The sequence below is a fragment of the Mucilaginibacter sp. A3364 genome (genome assembly GCF_059690715.1).
In genome coordinates this window covers 1,016,110-1,030,905 of sequence record NZ_JCAWED010000001.1, presented here as the reverse complement: position 1 = coordinate 1,030,905, position 14,796 = coordinate 1,016,110, and the positions used below count along the sequence as shown (strand labels likewise).

The 14,796-nt window shown below is 43.3% G+C and carries 13 protein-coding genes; 6 read left to right on the top strand and 7 right to left on the bottom strand.

All coding sequences use genetic code 11. The features are described from left to right. Position 1 precedes the first annotated feature (1 nt). Together pssA and rho are read right to left on the bottom strand one after the other, a co-directional pair. A complete protein-coding gene (gene pssA, locus AC59JT_RS04580; RefSeq protein ID WP_497396429.1) occupies positions 2–736 on the bottom strand; it encodes a CDP-diacylglycerol--serine O-phosphatidyltransferase in 735 nt (244 codons plus the stop codon). Between the two features lie 53 nt (positions 737–789). Then, positions 790–2,403 (bottom strand): transcription termination factor Rho, encoded by a 1,614-nt coding sequence (rho, locus tag AC59JT_RS04575; RefSeq protein WP_497396428.1) that lies wholly within the window; start codon positions 2,401–2,403, stop codon positions 790–792. A gap of 376 nt (positions 2,404–2,779) precedes the next feature. On the opposite strand from rho, the gene pyrF reads away from it, so the two are divergent. Beyond that, the gene (gene pyrF / locus AC59JT_RS04570; protein WP_497399337.1) at positions 2,780–3,610 is read left to right on the top strand and encodes an orotidine-5'-phosphate decarboxylase; all 831 of its coding nucleotides are present in this window, start codon (positions 2,780–2,782) and stop codon (positions 3,608–3,610) included. Between the two features lie 146 nt (positions 3,611–3,756). On the opposite strand, the gene AC59JT_RS04565 is transcribed toward pyrF, so the two are convergent. The 5 genes from AC59JT_RS04565 to pyrG all read right to left on the bottom strand — a co-directional run bounded on the left by AC59JT_RS04565 (position 3,757) and on the right by pyrG (position 10,020). Then, the gene (locus AC59JT_RS04565) at positions 3,757–4,293 is read right to left on the bottom strand and encodes a pyridoxamine 5'-phosphate oxidase family protein (RefSeq protein ID WP_497396427.1); all 537 of its coding nucleotides are present in this window, start codon (positions 4,291–4,293) and stop codon (positions 3,757–3,759) included. A 69-nt stretch (positions 4,294–4,362) separates the two neighbouring features. Continuing rightward, positions 4,363–4,899, bottom strand: coding sequence for a hypothetical protein (locus AC59JT_RS04560; RefSeq protein WP_497396426.1), 537 nt, complete (start codon positions 4,897–4,899; stop codon positions 4,363–4,365). Between the two features lie 11 nt (positions 4,900–4,910). After that, positions 4,911–6,281 (bottom strand): exonuclease domain-containing protein, encoded by a 1,371-nt coding sequence (locus AC59JT_RS04555; RefSeq protein WP_497399335.1) that lies wholly within the window; start codon positions 6,279–6,281, stop codon positions 4,911–4,913. Positions 6,282–6,508: 227 nt separating this feature from the next. Then, complete coding sequence (gene yidC, locus AC59JT_RS04550) at positions 6,509–8,341, bottom strand: membrane protein insertase YidC (RefSeq protein WP_497396425.1); 1,833 nt, start codon at positions 8,339–8,341, stop codon at positions 6,509–6,511. Positions 8,342–8,406: 65 nt separating this feature from the next. Then, complete coding sequence (gene pyrG, locus AC59JT_RS04545) at positions 8,407–10,020, bottom strand: CTP synthase (protein ID WP_497396424.1); 1,614 nt, start codon at positions 10,018–10,020, stop codon at positions 8,407–8,409. A gap of 234 nt (positions 10,021–10,254) precedes the next feature. Between pyrG and AC59JT_RS04540 the strand changes: the two genes are divergently transcribed. Genes AC59JT_RS04540 through AC59JT_RS04520 form a run of 5 tightly spaced genes read left to right on the top strand, consistent with a single transcriptional unit; the run spans position 10,255 to position 14,796 of the window. Further along, positions 10,255–11,976, top strand: a complete 1,722-nt coding sequence (locus AC59JT_RS04540; RefSeq protein ID WP_497396423.1) for an HAD-IIIC family phosphatase — start codon at positions 10,255–10,257, stop codon at positions 11,974–11,976. An 8-nt stretch (positions 11,977–11,984) separates the two neighbouring features. Beyond that, positions 11,985–12,227: an acyl carrier protein gene (locus tag AC59JT_RS04535; RefSeq protein WP_497396422.1), complete on the top strand. Its 243-nt coding sequence runs from the start codon at positions 11,985–11,987 to the stop codon at positions 12,225–12,227. Next, the gene (locus AC59JT_RS04530) at positions 12,224–12,622 is read left to right on the top strand and encodes a MaoC/PaaZ C-terminal domain-containing protein (RefSeq protein ID WP_497396421.1); all 399 of its coding nucleotides are present in this window, start codon (positions 12,224–12,226) and stop codon (positions 12,620–12,622) included. The genes AC59JT_RS04535 and AC59JT_RS04530 overlap by 4 nt, the downstream gene beginning before the upstream one ends. A 3-nt stretch (positions 12,623–12,625) precedes the next feature. Continuing rightward, a complete protein-coding gene (locus AC59JT_RS04525; RefSeq protein WP_497396420.1) occupies positions 12,626–13,348 on the top strand; it encodes an SDR family NAD(P)-dependent oxidoreductase in 723 nt (240 codons plus the stop codon). Between the two features lie 8 nt (positions 13,349–13,356). Further along, positions 13,357–14,796, top strand: a complete 1,440-nt coding sequence (locus AC59JT_RS04520) for an MBOAT family O-acyltransferase (protein ID WP_497396419.1) — start codon at positions 13,357–13,359, stop codon at positions 14,794–14,796.

Below are 14,796 nucleotides of genomic sequence, written 5' to 3'. Positions count from 1 at the left end.
ATTACGGCTTCTTAGCCAACACATTGTTATCATTGCCAATTTTAAATTGTACAATTGATAACATGATGTAGATGAAGATCACTACCGGTACGGCCACAAACTTGAAGAAGAGTATCAGGATAGCCGAGAACAAGAGCAGCAGGTAACGGAAGATATTTTTATTGAAATCGCTGTTTTTGAATTTGAGCGACATCAGCGGCAACTCGGCTACCAGGAGAGCGCACATAATTACCACAAAGGCTGCCAATCCGTATGGGTTCAATATCAACCCTGCAAGGCTGCTGTATTGATCAATAATAAGCGGGAACGAAGCGATCAATATACCATTGGCCGGCGTAGGTAAACCTATAAATACTTCGGCCTGACGGGTATCATTATTAAATTTGGCCAGCCTTAATGCCGAGAATACGGCGATCAGTATCGCACTAAAATTTAAAAACGGACTAACACCCGGTATCTGCGGCGCCAATAAAAACAACTGGTATAGTATAACCGACGGCAATACGCCAAAGCTCACCACATCCGCCAGCGAATCCAGATCCTTACCTATGCCCGAAAATGATTTAAGTACACGGGCCGCAAATCCGTCGAAGAAGTCAAAAATAGCGGCTAAAAAAAGCGCGTAAGCAGCGGTTACCAAATCGCCGTTAAAGGCAAATACTATACCTACACAACCGCTAAACAGGTTAGCGCAGGTTATAAAGTTTGGAAGATGTTTTTTTACGCGTCGTTTCATTTTTAGTTGATTGGGCGGGCGGTTTAAAAACCGCCCGCCTTACAACAAAATTATTAAGAATTCATGGATATCAAGAATTCTTCGTTAGTTTTTGTACCTCTTATCTGGCTTTGTAAAAACTCCATTGCTTCAATCGAGTTCATATCCGCCAGGTGATTACGCAATATCCAGATGCGTTGAAGTGTCTCTCTATCCAGCAACAGATCATCTCTACGGGTACTTGAAGCAGTAATATCAATAGCCGGGAACACACGTTTGTTCGATAGCTTTCTATCCAACTGTAACTCCATGTTACCGGTACCTTTAAACTCTTCGAAGATAACCTCGTCCATTTTTGAGCCGGTTTCGGTCAATGCTGTCGCGATAATGGTTAATGAACCGCCATCCTCAATGTTACGGGCCGCACCAAAGAAACGTTTCGGTTTGTGCAACGCGTTGGCATCAACACCACCAGATAATATTTTACCTGATGCAGGCGCTACGGTATTGTAGGCACGTGCTAAACGGGTGATTGAGTCAAGCAGGATAACCACGTCATGACCGCACTCCACCATACGTTTTGCTTTCTCTAAAACGATATTGGCAATTTTAACGTGACGCTCGGCAGGCTCATCAAATGTTGATGATACTACCTCGGCGCGTACGCTGCGGGCCATATCGGTAACCTCCTCAGGGCGCTCATCGATCAGTAAGATGATCAGGTAAACTTCAGGGTGGTTTTTGGCTATCGCGTTAGCAACATCCTTTAACAACATGGTTTTACCTGTTTTTGGCTGCGCCACAATTAAACCACGCTGGCCCTTGCCTATTGGTGCAAAAAGGTCCATAATACGGGTTGAATTGTTACCCATATCTGTAAACAAATGCAGTTTTTCTGAAGGGAAAAGCGGTGTTAAGTGATCAAACGGAACGCGGTCGCGCACCTCGGCAGGTATACGGCCGTTAATGGCTTCTACACGTACCAATGGGAAGTATTTTTCACCTTCTTTTGGCGGGCGTATGCTGCCACGCACAGTATCGCCGGTTTTTAAACCGAATAATTTTATCTGCGATTGTGATACATAAATATCATCAGGCGATGTCAAATAGTTATAGTCAGACGAGCGTAGGAAGCCATAACCATCAGGCATGATCTCCAATACACCTTCGTTAACAATAACGTTGTCAAAATCTAAATTAACAGCAGGCTCCTGGCTTTTTTGAGGTTGCTGTTGGTTAACCCGGCGCTCAAATTTCTGCGGGCGGGCTTCGGCAGGCACTTCAGTATTAGCAGGTGCTGTTTCGTCGTCTGTCGGCGTTTCGGCCACAGGCTGGGCCTGCTCTTCTTCTTCTGTATCCTGTACAGGCTCGTCGTCCTGCACATCAAACAGGTTAGCGTCATCCAAAGGCACTTCAACACGCGGTTTAACCGGTGTTGCGCCTTTTATGGTGCGGGTACGTTTACGAGGTTTATCCTCTGCTACATCCTCATCAGCACCTTTAGGGGCATAGTTGCTTTCAACAACACTTTGCTGTGCGCGGGCAGCTTCAATAAGCTGCTGCATTTGTACTATATTAGTTATTAACTGTGGTTTTCTAAGTTCGTCGGCATCGGCAATACCTAAACTCTTGGCAATTTCGCGCAACTCAGAAACGAGTTTGTCGTTCAATTCGGTGTTATCAGACATGATATGAATTTAATTCAAAGGGGAAATATTGTTGTTGTATACTTAGTGAGCGCTTTAACTTTTGCTCAGCTATTTTTAAGTTTATGTTATTTGATTAATAAGACTTCCGTTTGCACTAATTGTTAACGCCCGGACGCATTATTTTGAGAGAAATTTATTGCAGCTGTGATATTTAAAACCAGGTAACGAATATAATAACGACGTGGGATTTAAATTTATTTCTTTAGTGCAAGAAAAATTCAAAAGGATTATTAACGCCACAATGGTAATGATTTAATTTTAAAAAACAAACTTTTAAAAAAATTATGTCATAAACTCAACAGTTAGGTTAATTTTTAGTTTTTTTGGGCTTTCAAAAAAAGCTCTTCTTAGCATGATCACACGCCAACAACTCATAGACCAGATCAAACAAAAAAAATCATTTTTATGTGTAGGATTGGATACCGATATTGAAAAGATCCCCCAATTTCTGTTAGAGTACCCCGACCCTATCCTGGAGTTTAACAAACGCATTATTGATGCTACCAAAGACCTTTGCGTAAGCTACAAACCCAACGCTGCCTTTTACGAAGCCCGCGGTATAAAAGGTTTGCAAAGCCTGATAGATACCTGGCAGCATTTGCCGAAAGATACCCTTAATATTATCGACGCCAAACGCGGCGACATTGGCAACACATCCGACAAATATGCCCAGGCATTTTTTGACGAGCAGGCATCGGGCATGAGCTTTGACGCTATTACCGTTACGCCGTATATGGGTAATGACAGCGTTACGCCTTATTTAAAGTACGAGGATAAATGGATCATCATACTTGCCCTTACTTCATCTGTGGGCAGCAAAGATTTTCAATACCTGCAAACCGGCGATGGCACCTTGTACGAAACCGTGATCAAAAAAGCCAACACCTGGGCCGGCGCCGACCGCCTGATGTATGTTGTGGGTGCCACCAAAAGCACCGAATTTACCGATATACGCAAATACGCCCCCGATAACTTTTTACTGGTACCCGGCGTTGGGGCACAAGGCGGCAGCCTGGAAGAGGTTTGCAAATACGGCATCACCAAAGATTGCGGCCTGATCGTAAACTCATCACGCGGCATTATTTACGCCAGCAATGGCGAAGACTTTGCCGAAGCAGCCCGCGCCGAAGCCCTGAAAATACAGCAGCAAATGGCGGTGGAACTGGAGAAAGCAGGCGTGATATAACCCCTCCCAACCCTCCCCGAGGGGGAGGGCTTTTGACTTGATACTTAAAGCTAAAGGCTGACAATTATTGTCAGCCTTTTTTATAATATAAAAATCCACCTCACGCTGATTAAAGCCCTCCCCCACCCGGGGAGGGTTGGGAGGGGTTATACTTCTATCTTTCCCTCTATCGAGTCATCCAACGTTTTACCTATTGCCGCGCCGGCCAGTTGTTTGATGAAGGCTATGGCGTTGCCGTGTTTGTTATCCCAATAGTAGGCTTCGCTCGGTTCCAATTTTATAACGGCTATGCGCGGGTCGTCCTCCCCTTCGGTGAACCAGGTTTTTAGCGTTGGTTTCCAAAATTGTTTGATCTTTTCTTTGTCTTCGCTGATGCTGGTTATGCCGTATACATTCAGGTAGTCGGAATATTTGGAGCCCTGGAAGAACAATTGAGCCAGTGGTTCGGCTTGTAGTTCTTTGTAGGTCTCGCTGTCGTTAGCAAACAGGAACCACAGGTTACCTTCGTCGTCAACTTCCTGCACGGTCATTGGGCGGGCAGATGCGGGCAAACCGGTTTTGATGTTTGATAGAAAAAAGCAGGTTTGGGCGCCGCCGGCCAGTTCTTTCAATTTTTCGATAGCTTCGGGCCCTGCAAGGTCTTTGTGATTATCTTCGGGTTGGTTTTGATTAATGCTGTTCATGGTTGTTTTCCTTTTTTAGATAGACCATGATAGAACCAATTATGGTGCCAAGAGCGGAGTCATTTATTCTTAAGCAAATTTATTTAACACGAGTTTTTCTTTGACACCCAAATCCAAAAGTAACTTTTCCAGGTAAGACCACATTACAAACCTGGAATAGATCACATTTATATAGAATCCGCCCCCGGCGATAAGACAGCCAAATAAAATCATTATCAAGACTTTTGACCCACTAGATAGAAACAAAAGAAGCATGGCAAAAAGCATCAATGCAATAACAGTAAACCAAAACCCAATTACTTTCATTTTTCCAAGCGGGATTATCTTAGCAGAGATGACTGTCTTATCTTCCTCTTCACTAAAATTCAATCTTACAATCCCAGTCCCACTTCCAGTACCAAAATAAGGCCCCCAAAATTGCGAATAGTTAATTAAAACCCTGTCTCCCCAAAAAACAAATTTCCGATAACCTAAAGAGTCTGAAGAAAACCAGCTTTTATCTGCTTTAGCTTCGTCTATTTTCAATTGCAATTTTGATAAAATATCAATTTTGGGGATACGGGTTTCCACATAATAATTGCGATCAAATTTCTCTAGCCAGGTCATAAACAAATATACTACCCCAAGACAAATTTCCGCTCAGGAAACTTATCCGCATAAGTAGCTATCAAATTTTTGATATAATCATTGCCAGGATATGGCGTAATGTGGTCTTTTAGCTGTTGCAGGCTATCAACTTTAAAATAGTGCGATATATAGCCCATGCCATAAAATTTGCCTTTCTCTACCAATATACAACTATGCTCATCATCAGTACGGCCCTCATCGCGTATAGCGAACGTAGGCAAAGCCTGATTTAACTCGGCTACAGCGCGGTCTACTTTTTCGTTGTAGGTATCTACAGTTTCGTGGCCGTGGCAGGCGCATTGGGTTTGCAAAGCACCTGTGCAGGTATCATTATTGGTTTGGATGAAGCATAGTTTGGGGCAAAGCTCGAAAGTGTCTATCAGTTGATGTAAGATGCTTCTGCCCTCAAACAGGGTGTTGCAGGTATATATAGCGCCGGTGTATTTGCGGTGCTTATCCACCGCCAGGCGTTTATAGCCACGTTGATCTTCGTAGGCATACAAACCATAGGCGTGCTCAAAACGCTTCATGGCGCGGTTGTATTTGGGCCACAGGCGCTTTATTTCTATGGCTTCCAGCACAAAGGCAATCAGCTCGGTACCGCAAACCTGGTGGGTTATGCGGTGAATATCCTTTAAAAACGCTTGTCGCTGCGCGCCGGGGTTATTGCCGGTAAAATGGCTGCAAACCCGCTTTTTGATATTCTTGGCTTTGCCAACATATATCACCTTACCTTTTTCGTCATGAAAATAGTAAACACCGGGTGTATAAGGCAGATCCTGTATGGCCGATTTATGCAGGTTGGGTGGCAGCACCTGCTCGCGCGAATTGGATTTGAGGGCGGCTTTAATATGGTCGTCCCTATCGTTACGCACCAACATGCTGAACAGTTCGGCAGTGGCATCGGCATCGCCCATGGCACGGTGGCGGCTTTCGTTATCAATACCTAAATGGCGGCACAGTTTGCCCAAGCTATATGATGGTAAGCCCGGCAATATTTTACGCCCAAGGCGCACGGTACAAAGCTTGTTACACTGCAAATCGTACCCGGCGGCAGCCAAATGGTATTTAACGAATGAATGATCAAAGTTTACGTTATGGGCCACGAAAACTTTGCCGTGCAGCATATGGTAAATATCGGCGGCTACATCCTCAAATGGCGGGGCCTCGGCTACCATTTCGTTGGTAATGCCGGTAAGGGCGCGTATGTATATAGGTATTTCCCGGCGGGGATTTACAAGCGTGCTAAAGCGTTTGGTTACCTTTTTACCATCGTGTAAACAAATGGCAATTTCGGTAATACCGTTTGCGCTGGCATGCCCTCCCGTGGTCTCAATATCTACAATTGCATACATGTTCAAATGTAGCAATTTGCTAATATTTTTAGTGGTATTTTTATAAAATTTTCTTTGTAGGGTGTCACCCTGAGCCCCGTCGAAGGGTGAGCGTAAAGGCCTTTACCCTCATGCTTCGACGAGGCTCAGCATGACAGCCTACGCACGTTGGATTATAACAAAAAAGAGACGCAAAATATTGCGTCTCTACATACGTATAAAAAGAGACGCAAAGTATTGCGTCTCTACGGGTATTATTTCTTTTTCTGCGCCGATTGCGCTTGTTGTTGCGCGCGCATCATTTCTTCCATTTTAGCACCGAAGCCCGATTTCTTTTTGGTTTTATCCTCAGGTTTCTTTTTGTTCTCTTCAATTTTAGCGTGGATCTTCTTGTCATCCACCATCAGGCGAATTAAGTACTGTTGCAGGAAGGTGAACATGTTGGCCAGGAAGTAGTAATAGTTCAAGCCTGACGGATAACCGTTCAGCATACCCAGGAAGATAACAGGGGTAATGTAACCCACATATTTCATCTGCCCGCTAACGCCCGAGATCTGGTTGTTAAAGTAAGTGTATATCAGGGTTGATATGGTCATCAACAAACACATTAAACTCAGGTGATCGCCAATGAATGGTACGGTGAAACCGAAGTTAAAGAACGCGTCGTAGGTTGACAGGTCGTCCATCCATAAAAAGCTTTGTCCGCGCAGCTCAAATAAACTTGGGAAGAAACGGAAGAAAGCAATTACGATAGGCATTTGCAGCAACAGCGGCAAACAACCACCCAGCGGGTTAACCCCGGCCTTTTTATACAGCTTGAGGTATTCTTGTTGTAACAGGGTTGGGTTATCCTCGCCTACTTTAGCTTTGATCTCGTCCATCTCCGGCTTAAGCACACGCATTTTAGCCATTGACAGGTATGATTTATAGGTAAGCGGCGATAATACCACTTTAAGTATAACCGTTAACGCCAGGATGATCAAACCATAGTTCCAGCCAAACTGGTTCAGGAAGTTAAATACAGGTAATACCGCGTAACGGTTAATGTATTTTAACGGACCCCAGCCCAGGTTAATTTGTTTTTGCAGATCATTACCCTGGCCTTCTAACGTATGGTATTTGTTAGGGCTAAAGTAAAACTCCATCGGGTAGCTGCCATCGGCCTCGCGGGTAAGGGCCAGCGTAGCTTTCAGTTTTTTAATATCAGCATGGTCGGCGGTATCAGTGCTAACTGCAAAATTTGATTTACCAAAGCCGGTTTTGCTTAGCAACACGGTCGAAAAGAAGTGCTGTTTGAAGGATACCCAGCGTATTTTTTTATCGTTAACTTCTTTAATGTCGTCCTTGGTATCGCCAAAGTAATCAAAGTCGTTTTCGGTATTTAACCATTGTATCATGCTGTGCTCGCGGTCAAGCCTGATGCTTTTTTCCAGGCGCAGCAGGTTGGTTTCCCAGTTTAGGGCAATGCTGTTGCTATTGGCAACCACATTATCTAAACCAACCGATTTAATGGTGAAGCCTACTTTGTAACCTTCGCCTGCCAGGCTGTATACATAATCAATATACTGGGTTGGGCTGTAGCTTAAGCGCAGGGTAATTGATGATGAGTCTTTTCCGGCAACGGTCAGGCTTTCGGCGCTTGGGGTAAAGTAGCGGTCGTTAGTATTAACCACGGTGGCGGCGCCAACATTAAAGGTAAAACCAAACTTGTTATTGGTACCATCAAACAATATCAGCGGCTTGCCATCAAAAGTTTTAAAGTTTTTCAGCTCGGCCGAGTAAATGCGTGCACCGCGGGTGCTCAGCTTTAAACGCAGATCTTTATTTTCAACAGTGATCAGCTTCTCGCTGCCAACTGTTGATGCACCAAACGGGCTTTTCAGCGCAGCCGAATCAACTGCCGGAGCTGCTGCTGCCATGTTAGCGGTTTTAGCGTCGGGCACTTTAACACCGGCTTTTTTTAGCGAATCCTGATGCTGTCTCTCGCGCTCTTGTTGCAGTTGTGCATCAGTAGGCTTTAAAAACCATACCGATCCTGCAATAATGATCATGATCAGGAATAACCCTGTAAATGTATTTCTATCCATTTTGTATTATATTGCTATGACCTTGTTTCATTGTCTTTGTTACAACAGACGATCATTGGTCATTTTTATTTTTTGCGGGCGTAAGCCAGCGAAGCGGCGACAAAGTTAATAAAAAGTGGATGCGGATTAGCAACTGTTGATTTTAATTCGGGGTGGAACTGCGCGCCCACAAAATACGGGTGATTTTTCAGCTCCACTATCTCCACCAAATTATTCTCAGGGTTAAAGCCCGAAGGGATCATGCCCGCGGTTTCGTACTGCTTTAAATACTCGTTATTAAACTCGTAGCGGTGGCGGTGACGTTCGCTGATGTGGGTTTGGCCGTATATAGCGTAGGCTTTAGTACCTTTCTTCAAATCGCAAGGGTAAGCGCCCAAACGCATGGTACCACCTTTGTTCACTATATTTTTTTGCTCTTCCATCATGGCAATAACCGGGTTAACCGTATCAGGGTTCATTTCGGTGCTGCTGGCATCTTTTAAGCCTAACACGTTACGGGCAAACTCAACCACGGCACACTGCATGCCCAGGCATATACCAAAGAAAGGTATATTGTTTTCGCGCACGTAGCGTATGGCTTCTATCTTACCCTCAAAACCACGTTCGCCAAAGCCGGGGGCAACCAATACACCGTGCAAGCCCTGTAGTTTTTCAATAGCATTATCAGTAGTTAACGATTCTGACGGGATATACTTAACTTTTACTTTACACTCGTTTTTAGCACCGGCGTGTATAAAGGCTTCGATGATTGATTTATAAGCATCCGGCAGCTCCACATATTTACCTACCAGGCCAATTTTAACTTCGGAAGTTGGGTTTTTCAGGCGGCCCAAAAAGTCTTTCCAGCTTTCCAGGTCGGGCTCATGTTTGTGTGGGAGTTTAAGTTTGGTGAGTACCGTTTTATCCAGCTGCTCTTTCAGCATCAGCAACGGTACATCGTATATACTTGGCGCGTCGATAGACTCGATAACCGCGTTAATGTTTACGTTACAAAACTGAGCGATCTTTTTGCGCAGATCCATACCCAGGTGGTGCTCGGTACGGCAAACCAAAATATCAGGCTGTATACCGTATTCCAGCAACATTTTAACCGAGTGTTGGGTAGGTTTGGTTTTCAACTCGCCCGCGGCAGCCAGGTAAGGCACCAGCGTTAGGTGAATCACCAGCGAGTTGCCCGAGCCGGCTTCCCATCTAAACTGGCGAACGGCCTCAATGTATGGTAACGACTCAATATCGCCTACGGTACCTCCTAATTCGGTAATTACAATATCATACTTACCTTCTTCCTCGCCCAGTATCCGTACGTTGCGTTTTATCTCATCGGTAATATGCGGAATAACCTGTACGGTTTTGCCCAAAAAGGCACCCTCGCGCTCTTTATTTATTACGTTTTGGTAAATACGCCCTGTGGTAATGTTGTTAGCCTGGCTGGTAGGCACGTTTAAAAAACGTTCGTAGTGGCCAAGGTCAAGGTCGGTTTCGGCTCCATCTTCGGTAACATAGCATTCGCCGTGTTCGTAGGGGTTCAATGTTCCCGGATCGATGTTAATGTAAGGATCGAATTTTTGAATGGTTACGCTGTAGCCGCGCGCCTGTAAAAGCTTTGCAAGAGATGCTGAGATAATACCTTTACCTAACGACGAGGTAACACCGCCCGTAACAAATATGTATTTAGTCATGTGATGATTTTTAACCGGCAACCGGCCTTTTCAGGCCTGCACCAATTGTTTGTGTACGGGATACAAAAGTAAGATTTTTTTTGGGGTTTGGCGAGATAAAGTAAGATTTAAAAATCTTTATTAAAATACCCTAAAGCATGTTACATATAACTTTTGTAGTTCCTTTTTTTTCAATAGTTTATATTAAATTAACATAATATTTGATAATTTTGCAAAAACCCCTAACACTTATTTATGAAGGTTTTTTCTGAGTTAAAAAGAAATCTGAAAAAAGATTTTACGCATTTAAAACCTGTTAAAGTTGCCCTGTTGGGCGATACCGCTACGCAGTTTTTGAACCAGGCATTACGTGGCACCGGCTTTGATAACGGGCACAATTTGGAGATATGGGAAGCTGATTTTAACCAGATAGAGCGCCAGGTGTTTGACCCAACGTCTGAACTTTATGAGTTTGAGCCCCAGATTATCATCATCTTTCAATCTACCCATAAACTGGTTAGCAAATACAATAAACTTAAGCCCGAATATTACCATACCCTGGCCCAAAGCCAGCTTGATGCTATTGACAGTCTTTGCACCGAAATTGGAAAAAAGCTGCCGGCCAAAATTATATACTACAACTTTAACGAAATAAATGATTCGGTTTTTGGCAATTACGCTAATAAAACAGAATCGTCGTTCCTGTTTCAGCTGCGCAAGCTTAATTATGAGCTGATGGTTTACGCCGCCAAAAACAGCAGTTTTTTTATATGCGACCTGGCGGCTATTCAAAACCAGATTGGTAAAGCCACTATGTTTCAAACATCGGTATATATAAATACCGAGATGGTTTTGAGCATTGATGCCCTGCCCCTGGTAGCTGCAAAAACCGTGGCGCTTATCAACGCCATGTATGGCAAATTTAAAAAATGCCTTATTGTTGATCTGGACAATACCATGTGGGGCGGCATTATCGGCGATGACGGCTTAGAGAATATACAGGTAGGTACATTGGGCATCGGCAAAGCCTTTACCGAGTTTCAGTACTGGATAAAGAAATTAAAAAACAGGGGTATTATTATTGCGGTTTGCAGTAAAAACACCGAATCAATAGCCATTGAGCCTTTTGAAAAACATCCCGAAATGGTACTGCATATGGAAGATATTGCAGTGTTTGTTGCCAACTGGGAAAACAAGGCCGACAATATCCGCAAAATACAAAGCATATTAAATATCGGGTTTGATTCGATGGTGTTTTTAGACGATAACCCGTTTGAACGAAACCTGGTAAGGGAAAATTTACCCGATGTAACGGTTCCTGAATTACCCGAGGACCCGGCCGACTACCTGGAATATTTATACACGCTCGACCTGTTCGAAACCATATCATTCTCTGGCGAAGATGCCGAACGTACCAAACAATACCAGGTAGAAGCCAAACGCGCCATAGTACAAACATCATTCACCAACGAGGATGATTTTTTGAAGAGCCTGAACATGCTGTCGCTGGTAGAGCCTTTTAATAAGTTTAATACACCACGTGTAGCGCAACTATCGCAACGCTCCAACCAGTTTAACCTGCGTACCGTTAGGTATACCGAAGCTGATATTGAACAGTTAGCTACACTTGACGATGCTTTCACTTTTTCGTTTACGTTGGAAGATCAGTTTGGCGACAACGGGCTTATCAGTGTGCTGGTGCTGAAAAAAAACGGCAACGATACCCTGTTTATAGAAACCTGGTTAATGAGCTGCCGTGTACTTAAACGCGGCATGGAAAACTTCATTTTAAACACCATAGCCAATTTCGCTAAAGAAAAAGGCTATACATTTTTAAAGGGCGAATACTTGCCTACAGCCAAAAACGAAATGGTGAAAGACCATTACGAAAAATTAGGCTTTAGCCCGGCCGGCGACCAATGGTTACTGGATGTAAAGGCCTACGAAAACAAAAACTGTTTTATCAATAAAAAATAAAAGCAATAATGGAAAAAGCTGAAATATTAAAAAAAGTTAACGATGTATTTATTGACGTTTTAGACAATGAAGACATTGTTTTAGCTTACGAAACAACTGCTAACGACGTAGAAGACTGGGACTCGTTAAACCACATACAACTGGTAGTTGCTATTGAGAAAACATTTAAAGTAAGGTTTACTTCGGCCGAGATACAGAGCTGGAAAAACGTAGGCGAAATGCTTGACTGCATTATAAGCAAAGGTGCATGATGTTTGAACTGAACAGTAAATTCACTCAAAACTTTACTGTATCGCCCGAGACATACGAAGGCTTTATTGCTATTTTTAAAGACACCAACCCCCTGCATACCAACCAGCAGTTTGCTGTTGAGCGTGGTTTTGAGGGCCGTGTAATGCATGGCAATATATTAAACGGCTTTTTATCTTTTTTTATAGGCGAATGTTTGCCCGATAAAAATGTGATCATCCACTCGCAGGAAATTCAATTTAAAAACGCTGTTTATTTAAATGACGAGCTTATGTTTGAGGCTGTTATTACCGGCGTTTATGAATCGGTAAACGCTGTCGAATTTAAATTTACCTTTAAAAACCAGGCCTTAAAGGTAGTAGCAAAAGGAAAAATACAAATTGGCATTTTAACATAAGTTATGGTTGTTTTAATTATAGGAGGCTCATCGGGCCTGGGCGAATCAATAACGCGCGCGTTAGCAAGTAACTTAAACAGCCTTGTATATTTTACCTATAACCGGTCGGCAGAAAAAGCGCAGGCCATTGAGGCCGCGTGCAGCAATGCCCAGGCCATAAAATGCGATATAAGCAACCCGGCCGAACTGGAAAGTTTGAAACAGCAAATTGCCGGGCTTAACATTGATGTGCTGGTTAATAACGCCTACACCGGTAAGTTTTTGCAAACTTATTTTCATAAAACGCCCGCCGAAGATTACCTCAACTCCTTTTGCGACAATATAATCCCTACAATCGAGATCACCCAGGCGGCTATCAATAGCTTCCGCAAAAAAAAACAGGGTAAGGTTATCACTATTTTAACATCAGCTTTGGTTGATGTGCCGCCAACCGGTTCATCGGTTTATGTGGCAAACAAAGCCTATCTGCAAAAATTAACCAAAGTTTGGGCCAGCGAAAACGCCAGGTTCAACATCACCTCAAACACGGTATCACCATCATTTATGCTCACCGGCTTCACCGGCGACATGGACGAACGCATGGTGGAGCAAATGACCGAGAACCATCCGCTTAAAAAACTGCTAACTACCGCCGAGGCTGCAGAGGCAGTTGTGTTCCTGGCAGGCGCTTCATCACATGTAAACGGCATTGACATTTTAATTAACGCCGCAACTAATATCAAATAGTTACCATTATGGCTTTCAACTCCATTGCATTTGCTGTTTTTTTTACCGTCTTTTTCTTTGTTTACTGGCTGGTTTTTAACCGTAGCCTTAAACTGCAGAATGTACTGATACTGGCAGGTAGCTATTTTTTTTACGCCTGGTGGGATTGGCGTTTCCTGTCCCTGCTTATCGGCAGCTCATTGCTTACCTATTGGTTGGGCCTGGCCATTCACAATGCTAAAAGCCAAAAAACCAAAGATATTTTTTTACATATCGGCACTGTTTCCAGTATAGGCTTGCTGGTTTATTTTAAGTATACCAACTTTTTTATCACATCGCTGGTTAGCGCCCTCGGCAATTTTAGCATCAACCTTAATATGCAAACCCTGCATATTATATTGCCATTGGGCATTAGTTTTTATACGTTCAGGATACTGAGCTACCTTTTTGATATTAATAAAGGCAAACTGCAGCCTACTACAGACTGGGTGGTATTCTTTTCGTTCATCAGTTTCTTCCCCTGCCTGTTAGCCGGGCCTATTGATAAAGCCAACACCCTAACCCCGCAATTAGAAAAAGAACGGAAATTTGATTACGCGGTTGCTGTTGACGCTTTACGACAAATCATATACGGCCTGTTTAAAAAAATTGTTATTGCCGATAACCTTGCCACGGTAACCAACAATGTGTTTAGCAACTACCATACTATGCCGGCCAGCGCCCTGGTAATTGGTACCTTTTATTACTCCATACAAATTTATACCGATTTTTCGGGCTACTCAGATATGGCCATAGGCCTGGCCAGATTGCTTGGTTTTAACGTAACCAAAAACTTTAACTTCCCGTTCTTCGCGCAAAACATAGCCGAGTTTTGGCGCAAATGGCACATATCATTAACCAAATGGTTAACAGAATATGTTTTTACCCCCCTGTCTATCGCTTTCAGAGATTATGGTAAGATGGGGTTGGTAATGGCCATCCTTTGCAATTTAACCCTTATCGGTATTTGGCACGGCGCCAACTGGACGTTTGCCTTATTTGGGTTTTTACACGGCTGCTTTTTTATCCCGCTGGTAATAAACGGCACGGTAAACAAAACCAAAAAAATAGACCCCAAAAGGTTATTACCCACGCTTTCCGAATTTGGCAACATGCTGCTTACGTTTGTGCTGGTAAGTTTATCGTTTATTTTTTTCAGATCAGACTCTATCGGCGACGCCATCGATTTTATCGGGCGAATATTTTCATCGTCAATAATACATATAACAGGTGCAAGTCGCCCGGTATTTATACCATTAATAGCTCTGTTTATAGCGTTTGAGTGGCTGCAACGTAATAAAGAACATGGTTTATGTATTGATAATATTAAAAGCCGCGGGTTAAGGTGGGCGGTGTATTATAGCCTGGTGTTATTAGTTATTTTTTTCGCGGCTTCAAAAGAGCAGCAGTTTATCTATTTCCAATTTTAA